At 59.4% G+C, this 9,592-nt stretch carries 8 protein-coding genes; 7 read left to right on the forward strand and 1 reads right to left on the reverse strand.

What is annotated here, in order from left to right; genetic code table 11:
- Positions 1–8: 8 nt before the first annotated feature.
- Complete coding sequence (locus RUE5091_RS21900; RefSeq protein ID WP_058284075.1) at positions 9–2,150, reverse strand: bifunctional rhamnulose-1-phosphate aldolase/short-chain dehydrogenase; 2,142 nt, start codon at positions 2,148–2,150, stop codon at positions 9–11.
- Between the two features lie 146 nt (positions 2,151–2,296).
- Here RUE5091_RS21900 and RUE5091_RS21905 point away from each other — a divergent pair, with 146 nt between their 5' ends.
- The 7 genes from RUE5091_RS21905 to RUE5091_RS21935 all read left to right on the forward strand — a co-directional run bounded on the left by RUE5091_RS21905 (position 2,297) and on the right by RUE5091_RS21935 (position 9,431).
- On the forward strand, positions 2,297–3,100 hold the full coding sequence (locus tag RUE5091_RS21905; protein WP_058284084.1) for a DeoR/GlpR family DNA-binding transcription regulator: 804 nt from the start codon (positions 2,297–2,299) through the stop codon (positions 3,098–3,100).
- A gap of 49 nt (positions 3,101–3,149) precedes the next feature.
- Positions 3,150–4,148 carry a rhamnose ABC transporter substrate-binding protein gene (rhaS, locus tag RUE5091_RS21910; protein ID WP_058284076.1) on the forward strand — a complete coding sequence of 333 codons (999 nt, stop codon included), beginning with the start codon at positions 3,150–3,152 and terminating at the stop codon, positions 4,146–4,148.
- Positions 4,149–4,225: 77 nt separating this feature from the next.
- Positions 4,226–5,767, forward strand: a complete 1,542-nt coding sequence (locus RUE5091_RS21915; RefSeq protein ID WP_058284077.1) for a sugar ABC transporter ATP-binding protein — start codon at positions 4,226–4,228, stop codon at positions 5,765–5,767.
- Complete coding sequence (locus tag RUE5091_RS21920) at positions 5,764–6,744, forward strand: ABC transporter permease (protein WP_058284078.1); 981 nt, start codon at positions 5,764–5,766, stop codon at positions 6,742–6,744. Before RUE5091_RS21915 ends, RUE5091_RS21920 begins: the two co-directional genes overlap by 4 nt.
- Positions 6,741–7,724 (forward strand): ABC transporter permease, encoded by a 984-nt coding sequence (locus tag RUE5091_RS21925; protein ID WP_058284079.1) that lies wholly within the window; start codon positions 6,741–6,743, stop codon positions 7,722–7,724. Before RUE5091_RS21920 ends, RUE5091_RS21925 begins: the two co-directional genes overlap by 4 nt.
- A gap of 1 nt (position 7,725) precedes the next feature.
- Positions 7,726–8,040 carry an L-rhamnose mutarotase gene (gene rhaM / locus RUE5091_RS21930; protein ID WP_058284080.1) on the forward strand — a complete coding sequence of 105 codons (315 nt, stop codon included), beginning with the start codon at positions 7,726–7,728 and terminating at the stop codon, positions 8,038–8,040.
- Positions 8,037–9,431 (forward strand): FGGY-family carbohydrate kinase, encoded by a 1,395-nt coding sequence (locus tag RUE5091_RS21935; RefSeq protein WP_058284081.1) that lies wholly within the window; start codon positions 8,037–8,039, stop codon positions 9,429–9,431. Before rhaM ends, RUE5091_RS21935 begins: the two co-directional genes overlap by 4 nt.
- The last annotated feature ends 161 nt before the right edge of the window (positions 9,432–9,592 follow it).

Raw genomic sequence — 9,592 nt, forward strand, 5'->3', positions numbered from 1 at the left:
CCGTCTCCCTATCGAGTGAAGGCCTGAACGTTACCTGCATCAACGTTCAGAATGTTGCCCGTGGATTTGGCCGACGCCTCGGCGGCGAAGAAATAACAGGCCTCTGCGATATCTTCTGGCAGGACTGAGCGTTTCAGCATGGATCGGTTGCGGTACATCTCTTCCAGCCCCTCCTTGTCAGTGCCGTAGGTCGAAGCCCGCTGATCCAGCCAATCGCCTTCCCAGATCTTGGAGCCCCGCAACACCGCATCCGGGTTCACAACGTTGACCCTGATCCCGGCCTCAGAACCTTCCAGCGCAAGGCAACGGGCCAAGTGGATTTCCGAGGCCTTCGCCGTGCAGTAAGCCGAGGCATTGGGCGAGGCGGCAAGCCCGTTTTTCGAGGCCACGAAAACGATAGATCCTCCCATGTCCTGGACCCGCATGATCTTGAAAGTTTCCCGGCTGACAAGGAAATACCCCGTGGACAAGATGTCCATGTTCTTGTTCCAAAGGTCGAGGGACGTTTCCTCAACCGGGGCAGAGGATGCGATCCCGGCGTTCGAGACAAGGATGTCGATGCCGCCAAATTCGACGGATGTTTCAGCCAACGCCTGGGCCACGGCATTTTCATCCGTGACGTCCATCAGGACGGAGCACACGACGTCCTCGCCGAACTGCTGGGTCAAGACCCCTTCCGTCGCGGTGAGGCTGTCGGGATTGATGTCGGCCAGCATGACACAGGCGCCCTCGGACAGGTAACGTTCTGCCGTTGCCGACCCTATGCCGCCGGCGCCGCCGGTGACTAGCGCGACGCGCCCAGCCAGCGATTTTGGTTTCGGCATGCGCTGCAACTTGGCTTCTTCCAACAGCCAGTATTCAATGTCAAAAGCTTCCTGCTCTGGCAGGCCGCAGTATTCGCTGACGGCACTTGCCCCGCGCATAACATTGATCGCGTTGACGTAGAATTCGCCGGAAATGCGGGCCGTGCCCTTGTCCTTGGCAAATGTGATCATGCCAACCCCGGGGATCAGGTAGACAACCGCATTGGGGTCCCTAAGCGCAGGTGAGTTATCGTGTTTGCAACGGTTGTAATAGGCCGTGTAGTCCTCACGATAGGTCACGACTTGCGCGGGCAGGCCTTCAAGCACTGCGTCGATGTTGTTCAGGGCCGGGTCGAAGCCGACGACCAAAGGTCGGATCTTTGTGCGCAGGAAATGGTCGGGGCAGGACGTGCCAAGGGCCGCCAGCGCCTCCATGTCTTTGGAATTCACGAACTCAAGCACCGAGGCGCTGTCGTTGAAATGCCCGATCATATGCTGGTTGCCACTGACAAAGCCACGGATCGCCGGCATCAGCCGGGCGGCAACTGTCCGCCTACCTTCCCGGGCGAGGCTCTCGTGGACCGCTCCGCCAAAGGCCGGAACATCGGCGGTCTTTTCGGCCAACCACTTGGTCGCGACGTTGATCACGTCGATGGTGCAGTAATAGCAGTCTTTCGCCGTGTCAGCCCATGTGAACAATCCGTGACTTTCAAGGACAACACCATCGGCACCCGGGTTTTCCAGGCAGAACTTTTCAAGCCACAGGCCCAGTTCATACCCCGGCCGTTTCCACGGCAGCCAACCGATCCGGTCACCGAAAATTTCCTGGGTCAGCTCCTTCGAATTCTTCGACGCTGCGATCGCAATAATCGCGTCGGCGTGGACGTGATCGACATGTTTGCGCGGCACATAGGCGTGCAAGGGCGTGTCAATTGAAGCCGCGCGCGGGTTCAGTTTGAAGGTACAGTGGGGCAGATAGCCGACCATTTCATCTTCAAACTCGACCCCGCGATAAAGCCCCTTCAGCGCGTTCAGCTTGTCCATGTATAGCGTGGAGAAGCCGTCAAGTTTCATGGACCCGATGTCACCGCCGGAACCCTTGACCCAGAGCACCTCGACCTCTTTGCCGGACAGTGGGTCGGTTTCCATGACCTTCGCAGAGGTATTGCCACCGCCATAGTTTGTGACGCGCTTATCCGATCCCAGCGTGTTGGAGCGATAGAGAAGCAGTTCCGATTCGGGCATACCACCTGCCACAGCGTCATCCCAGCGGTTCTCAAGAAGCTGATTTTCGATGGATTTCAACGTTCTGCCCTCCTCACGATGCAGCGGTCGGTACTGCACCATCGCATTTAGGCTTAGTAGTGTGCATCGTTATGTCAATCAAAAACAATCACAAACAGTCATTCTGCAATGCAGAATGATTGAAAGTGATCGAAAATGATTGACAGCTGCGACGAATCTGCGCAGCGTGGAGTGAATGGGAGGTGGCTTTGCACGAAAAAGAACGCCATAGGATCATCATTTCTGCGGTGCAGGATCGCCCCGTCGTGACGGTTGGGGACCTGTGCACCTTGACCGGCGTGTCCGAAGCCACCATCCGGCGCGACATTTCAACACTTCACATGAAACAGAAGGTACGCCGTATCAGAGGCGGCGCTGAGGCGATAACGCCACCGCAGTTCGCCGGGCTGGCGGGCCGTCCGTTCGTCGTCAACGAAACCATGAATATCGCAGCGAAGCAGGCGATTGCGCGCGCGGCGGTTGAGATGTGTAGCGAAGGTGACAGCATCATCATCAACGGGGGCACAACGACCTTTCAGATGGTGCATCCGCTGGCCAACCGCAGGATGCAGGTCTTTACCAATTCATTCCCGATTGCCGAGCACCTGCTGAAGCATTCGAAGAACACGATCATGTTGTCAGGCGGCGCGATCTACCGGGAACAGAACATAATCCTTTCGCCCTTTGACAACGACGTGACCCGCAACTTCTATGCAAATCGCATGTTCATGGGGGCGCAGGGGCTGGGCCCCATCGGCCTGATGGAGGCCGATCCGCTTCTGATCCAGGCAGAACAGAAACTGATCGGACAGGCGGATGAGCTTATCGTTCTGGTCGACAGTTCGAAATTCGCGCAGCGCTCCAGCCTAGTGCTTTGCCAGTTGGACCGGATCACGACCGTGATCACCGACGAAGGAATTCCTGACAAGGCGGCGGCCATGCTTGAGGCTGCCGATGTGAATCTGATCGTTGCCCAGTCGGGCAGTGTTCAAGAAAACGAGGTGGCCTCTTGACCGCCTCCGAAACCCGAGACCCAAACATGACTTTCTGGGAGGAACTATCATGAAGCGTCGTACTTTCACATCACTTGTCGCAGGGATGAGCCTTGCCGCTGGTATGTTTGGCACCACGGCGATGGCGCAGGACAACATGCGCATCGCTCTGGTCGTAAAAGCGCTTGGTATCGGCTTCTTTGAAGCGGCCGCCGAAGGCGCTGAAGAGGCTGCCGGAGAGCTTGGCAATGTCGAGATCATCTACACCGGCCCGACCGACACCACTGCGGAAGGTCAGATCGAGGTCATCAACTCCCTGATCGCGCAGGGTGTCGACGCCATCGCGATTTCGGCAAACGACCCCGATGCACTTGTGCCAGCGCTGAAACGCGCGATGGACCGCGGGATCACCGTGATTTCCTGGGACTCGGGTGTGGCTAAAGGCGGACGCCAGATGCACCTGAACCCATCCTCGACCCCGCTGATCGGCAACACGATCATCAAGCTTGCCGCGGATCACATGCCGGATGGTGGTGAAGTTGCGATCCTGTCGGCGTCGGCCACGGCAACCAACCAGAACGCCTGGATCGAGGCCGCGAAAGAGGTTCTTCCGAACTATGACGGCGTCGATCTGGTGGCCACCGTCTATGGCGACGACCTCAGCGACAAATCCTACCGCGAAGCACAGGGCCTCATGGCGTCCTACCCTAACCTGAAGGCGATCATCGCGCCAACGACCGTTGGCATCCTGGCGTCCTGCCAGGCGGTGACCGACGCGGGCAAGATCGGTGAGATCAACGTGACCGGTTTGGGCCTCCCGTCCGAGATGGCAGGCTGTGTTGATAGCGGTGCAACCAAGAGCTTCGCGATCTGGAACCCGATTGACCTTGGCTACTCGGCCACCATGCTGGCGCATGCAATCGCCAACGGTGCTGAAACCGGTGCCGGTGCCGAAATCCCGATGGGCCGCATGGGTTCGGTGACGCTGGATGACACCGGCTCGGCAGCCATGGCTGATCCGTTCACCTACGACAGCTCGAACATCGAACAGTTCAAGTCGATCTTCTAATCTGAAAGACGTGTCTGGGCGTGTGCGATGACCCACGCCCAGACTCCCTACTCTTCCCACATCCAGAAACACCGTCCATGCAGTTGGAATTGAGACCAGACGTGTCGAACGCCGCCGCCCCTACACCGCTTCTGAGCCTGTCCGGCGTGACCAAGACATTTCCCGGCGTGCGGGCCCTTTCAGATGTTTCGCTAAACCTCTACCCGGGCAAGGTCACGGCATTGGTGGGCGAAAACGGTGCTGGCAAGTCTACCGTGGTGAAGGTTCTGACGGGCATTTATCAACCCGACGAGGGTGACATCCGGATCGATGGCGAGGCTCTCAGTTTCCCGACACCGCAATCCGCCGAAACTGCTGGCGTGACCGCCATCCATCAGGAAACCGTCCTTTTCGACGAACTGACGGTGGCGGAAAACATCTTTCTCGGCCATGCGCCAAAGGGGCGATTTGGCCTGATCGACAAAACCGCCATGGCGACCCGCGCGCGCGAGATTCTGGATGGAATCGGGGCCAAGATTGATCCGGGCGCGACGCTCAAGGACCTTGGAACCGCGAACAAGCACCTGGTTGCCATTTCCCGGGCGCTGTCCATCGACGCGCGCGTTGTGATCATGGACGAACCGACCGCAGCCCTCAGCCAGAAGGAAATCGAAGAGCTTTACGAACTCGTCGAAAGCCTGAAGGCGCAAGGCAAGGCGATCCTCTTCATTAGCCACAAGTTTGACGAGATCTTCCGCATCGCCGATTTCTACACCGTCTATCGCGACGGCCAGATGGTCGGCGAAGGGGCGATTATAGATGTCAGCGAGCCGGAACTGGTCAAGCTTATGGTGGGCCGCGACGTCAGCCAGATTTTCCCCGAACGCGACCACAACGTTGGCCACGATATCCTCGAAGTCGCGGGGTACGACCACCCGACCGAATTCGCGGACATCGGTTTCACGCTCAGGCGCGGCGAAATCCTCGGGTTCTACGGGCTGGTCGGCGCAGGTCGGTCCGAATTCATGCAGGCCCTTTTCGGGATCACCCGCCTCTCGGGCGGAACCGTGAGGATCGACGGTGCACCGGTTTCGATTGCATCGCCCGCCGACGCGGTCGCAAGTGGCATCGTCTATGTCCCGGAGGACCGGGGCAAACAAGGCACAATCAGCGCGCTGCCGATTTTTCAGAACGTGACGCTGCCGTCACTCGCTCGCACCTCGCGCAAGGGGTTCATCAGGCTGGCCGAGGAATTCAAGCTGGCGCGGGAGTATACCGAACGTCTCGACCTGCGCGCCGCTTCGCTGGACACCGATGTCGGCAACCTGTCGGGCGGCAACCAGCAGAAGGTCGTGATCGCCAAATGGCTCGCCACCCAGCCCAAGGTCATCATCCTGGACGAACCCACCAAGGGCATCGACATCGGGTCCAAGGCCGCCGTGCATGAATTCATGGCGGAGCTTGCCGCGCAAGGGCTCGCCGTCATCATGGTCAGTTCCGAAATCCCCGAGATCGTGGGCATGTCGGATCGTGTGATCGTCATGCGCGAGGGGCGCATAGTGGCGGAACTGGCCCGCGACCAGATCACGCCCGAAACGCTTGTCAGCCACGCCGCAGGGATCAGGGAAGCGGCGCAATGAAACGTATCTTCGCCTCCCGCGAACTTTTGCTGCTGGTCGCCATCGCATTGGTGCTTGGCATCATCTCAAGCCGCTTCCCGGCATTCATCACGCTGTCGAATCTGGCTGCCGTCTTCAACGACACCTCGCCGCTGATCCTGCTGGCTATCGGCCAGATGATCGTGATCTTGACGAAGTGTATCGACCTCTCGGTCGCCGCCAACCTCGCGCTGACCGGCATGGTCGTGTCCCTGATCAATATCTCGGCACCAGGTCTGCCGATTATCGTAACGCTGGCCGTGGCCACCGGGTTCGGGGCGTGCCTTGGAATGTTCAACGGTATCCTTGTGTGGAAACTGGACATCCCGCCTATCGTGGTGACGCTTGGCACCATGACCATCTTCCGGGGAACCATCTTCCTTCTGACAGAGGGCAAATGGGTCAACAGCCACGAGATGAGCGACACTTTCAAGGCATTCCCGCGCACCGAGCTTCTTGGCCTTCCGGTGCTAAGCTGGTTTGCCATCGCGGCGGTGATCCTTTTCACCATCGTCATGACCCGCACCACCCTGGGCCGCGCCTTCTACGCTGCCGGGGGCAACCCCCATGCGGCGACCTATGCCGGGATCAACGTGGGCCGGACCCAGTTCTGGGCCTTCACGATCTCTGGCGCGCTGGCCGGTCTGACCGGCTACCTCTGGGTCTCTCGCTTCGCGGTTGCTTATGTTGATGTTGCTGGGGGGTTTGAATTGACCGTCGTGGCGGCCTGCGTCATTGGCGGCGTGTCGATTATGGGTGGCATCGGTTCGGTCCCCGGCGCGCTGCTGGGCGCGCTGTTCCTCGGCATCATTGCCAATGCCCTGCCGGTCGTGAACATCTCTCCCTTTTGGCAGATGGCCATCTCGGGCGGTGCGATCATCATCGCGGTTGTTCTAAACGCCCAAGCCAACCGGACGAAGGGCCGCGTCATCCTAAAACGCGCGGAGCACGCGACATGACCACGACGACACGCTCGATCCCCGATCGCCTGCGCTCGCCGCTGGAGCGGAACCTAAAAAGCTGGGAAAGCCTGCTGATGCTGGTCGCAATCGGCATCTTCATCGCCAACAGTTTCGCCTCACCCTATTTCCTGAATGCCTGGAACCTCTCCGACGCGACCTTCAACTTCACCGAAAAGGCGATGATCGCCTTTGCCATGGCCCTGCTTATCATCTCTGGCGAAATCGACCTCAGCGTCGCCGCGATCATCGCACTGGCCTCGACCGCCATGGGCGCCGCCGTGCAGGCGGGTGTCGGGACAGAGGGGCTGGTCCTTATCGGTCTGGCCGTCGGTCTGGCCTGTGGGGCGGTAAACGGTTTCCTCGTCACCGGCCTTGGCCTGCCATCCATCGTCGTCACCATCGGCACGATGAGCCTTTTCCGCGGGATCAGTTTCATCGTGTTGGGCGATCAGGTCTACAAGGGCTATCCAGCCGATTTCGCCTTCTTCGGGCAGGGCTATGTCTGGTGGGTGATTTCCTTCGAATTCGTCCTTTTCGCCATCATTGCGGTGATCTACGCGGTCATTCTGCACATGACCAATTTCGGCCGCGCGGTCTATGCCATCGGAAACAATGCCACCGGGGCGCTGTTTTCGGGCATTCGGATGGGCCGGGTGAAGTTCACCCTGTTCCTGCTGACGGGCCTGATGTCTGGGGTCGCCGCCGTCTGCCTAACATCCCGCCTCGGCTCGACCCGACCCTCCATCGCCTTCGGGTGGGAACTTGAGATCGTGACCATGGTCGTCCTTGGCGGGGTCAACATCCTCGGCGGCTCCGGCTCCATCCCCGGCGTAGTGATCGCTGCCTTTGTCATGGGGCTTGTGACTTTCGGACTTGGCTTGCTGAACGTGCCCGGTATCGTGATGTCGATTGTTATCGGGGCGCTGCTGATCACGGTCATCGCGCTGCCCCGGCTCTGGTCGATGTGGAGGGGCTGACATGGAAAAATACGCCTTCAAGATGAAGCTCAACCCGGGCTGCAGGGATGAATACGAAAAGCGCCACGATGAGATTTGGCCAGAGCTTGCCACGCTGCTGAAAGACGCGGGCGTGTCTGACTATTCGATCCATCTGGACGAAGAAACGAATATTCTTTTTGGCGTCCTTTGGCGCACCGACGACCACAAAATGGATGCCTTGCCCCGCAACGAGATCATGCAGCGATGGTGGGCGCATATGACGGACATCATGGAAACCAAGCCCGACAACGAACCCGTGGCGGTGCCGCTGACGCCCGTCTTCCACATGCCATGACCCCCCGGCACGTCGCCGTCATCGACATCGGCAAGACCAACGCCAAGCTTGCGCTGGTCGATGCGACTGACATGTCCGAAGTGGAGGTGCTGACCCGGCCTAACATGGTTCTCGCCGCTCCACCCTATCCGCACTTCGATGTTGAAGCGATCTGGCGCTTCCTTCTGGACGGGTTGGAGCAGTTTCAGAAGGCGCACGGCGTAGATGCCATTTCCATCACGACCCACGGGGCGTCTTGTGCCCTGATCGCGCCAGACGGCGCGCTTGCTGCCCCGATCCTCGACTATGAGCACACAGGCCCTGATGATCTGGCCGCGGCGTACGACGCCATCCGCCCGCCCTTTGAGGAAACCGGATCGCCAAGGTTGCCGATGGGTCTGAACCTGGGTGCGCAGTTGCATTGGCAATTTGAGCAGGACCCCGCGCTTCGCGAACGCACCGCCGCCATTGTTACCTATCCGCAGTACTGGGGGCATCGCCTGACAGGAGTGCCGGCCAGCGACGTGTCGTCCCTTGGTTGTCACACGGATCTGTGGAAACCGTCCAAGGCGCACTATTCTTCGTTGGTCGAACGGTTGGGCATATCTGAAAAAATGGCGCCCGCGCGCAAATCTGCGGAGGTTCTCGGACCCGTGTTGCCGCAGGTCGCATCGCAAACCGGCCTGCGCTTTGACACGCCGGTGCACTGCGGCATCCACGATTCAAACGCATCGCTTTTGCCTCATGTACTGACCCGAACCGGGCCGTTTTCCGTCGTTTCGACCGGGACATGGGTCATTGCCATGACCGTCGGCGGCGAAGAAGTAACTCTGGAACCTTCGCGTGACACGCTTCTTAACGTCAACGCACTGGGTGCCCCGGTACCCTCCGCCCGTTTCATGGGGGGACGCGAGTTCGAGTTGGCGATGAACGGTGAAACCACTCAATGTGCAGAGCAATTCCTTGACCTGGTCGCGAAAGACGGCCACATGCTCTTGCCCGCAATGGTCCCGGACAGCGGACCGTTTCAGGGGCAAAAACACAGCTGGATGGGGGCAGAGCCTTTGCCCGGAACCCAGGAACGCGCGGCGGCGGTGAGTTTTTACCTCGGATTGATGACCGCGGAATGCCTGTCGCTGACCGGACACAAGGGCCCCATTATCGTCGAAGGTCCATTTGCGAGGAACAAAGGCTTCGCCAGTATGCTCGCCACGGCGACAAACTGCAGGGTCGACGCGACCGTCACCGCAACAGGGACGAGCCAGGGAGCCGCCCTCTTGGCAACAGGCGCACTCCCCGAGCGCGCGGCCTTCGACGTCGAAACCTATTTTCACAAGACCGACGTGAGCTACCAACGTTACGCGAACAGTTGGCACAGAGCCGTAAAAGCAGGCCTGGAACCACGCCCATAGGATACCCTAAAAACCTGCACGGAACTCCGATACCAGACATTGGGGACCAGCGTGAAACTGAACGGAATGGGCTCATGGCTGTCGTTAGCTGCAGCATCATCAAAGTCCGCACTGCGGACATAGTTGACATTCACCCTAGACCAATAACTCTCTTTTCGTCG

The sequence above is a fragment of the Ruegeria denitrificans genome, assembly GCF_001458295.1.
GTDB lineage: Bacteria > Pseudomonadota > Alphaproteobacteria > Rhodobacterales > Rhodobacteraceae > Ruegeria > Ruegeria denitrificans.